The 1,030-nt window shown below is 69.9% G+C and carries 1 protein-coding gene; it reads left to right on the top strand.

All coding sequences use genetic code 11. The features are described 5' to 3' along the window. Positions 1 to 129: 129 nt before the first annotated feature. On the top strand, positions 130 to 1,030 hold a 901-nt coding region (locus DSP71_RS08600; protein ID WP_258546339.1), incomplete at its 3' end, for a shikimate dehydrogenase.

Raw genomic sequence — 1,030 nt, 5'->3', positions numbered from 1 at the left:
GCACCTCGGCGCGCAGACCACCCAGGCGGTCGACAACATGGGCTCCCTCTCGCTCGCCGACGTGATCGCCGTCCTCTCCGGCGGCGAGCCCGCGCATCCCGTCCCGATCCCCGCCTCCGAGGAGACCCGATGACCACCGCCTCCGACGCCGTGACCTCCGCATCCGGCACCGCCTCCGCCGACTACATGGGCTTCGTCGGGGTGACCACCGCCTCGTCGTCGATCATGAAGGTGTTCCCGCTCTGGGCCGACATCCTCGACCTGCCGACGCGCACCCTGGTCGGTCACGACCTGCCGATGGATGCCGACCCGGCGCAGTATCGCGCGATGGTCGAGCAGATCCGCGACGATCCGCACCACCGCGGGGCCCTGGTGACCACGCACAAGATGAACGTGTTCGCCGCCGCCTCCGACCTGTTCGACGAACTCGACCCGTTCGCGGTGTCGTGCTCCGAGATCTCCAGCATCTCCAAGCGGGGGCGGACGCTGTCGGGGAGGGCCAAGGACCCGATCACGGTCGACCTCGCGCTGAACGACTTCCTGCCCACGGACCACTTCACCCGCACGGGGGCTGCGGTCGTGATCCTGGGGGCCGGAGGCTCGGGCACCGCGCTCAGCTGGGCTCTCGCCGAACGCCCCGACGCCCCGTCGAGGATCACAGTGACCGCCCGCACGCAGGACAAGCTCGACCACCTGCGCGAGGTGCACCGCCAGCACGGCACCCGTGAGGGGTTGATCGAATACGTCGTCACCACGACGCCGGAAGAAGCCGATGCCCTCGTCGCGGCTGCGCCGGCCGGCTCGGTGATCGCCAATGCGACGGGACTCGGGAAGGACCGCCCCGGCTCCCCCCTGACCGACGCGGTGGTGTTCCCCGATGGCGCGTACGCGTGGGAGTTCAACTACCGCGGCTCGCTCGAGTTCCTCCATCAGGCCGAAGCGCAGGCCACGTTTCGCGACCTGCACGTGGTCGACGGCTGGCGCTACTTCATCCACGGCTGGTCGCAGGTCGTCGCCGACGTGTTCGAGC

Origin of the sequence: Microbacterium sp. H6, from assembly GCF_003314775.1 — a bacterium.
In the GTDB taxonomy this organism is placed as follows: domain Bacteria; phylum Actinomycetota; class Actinomycetes; order Actinomycetales; family Microbacteriaceae; genus Microbacterium; species Microbacterium oxydans.
This window is presented reverse-complemented; position numbering and strand designations above follow the sequence as displayed.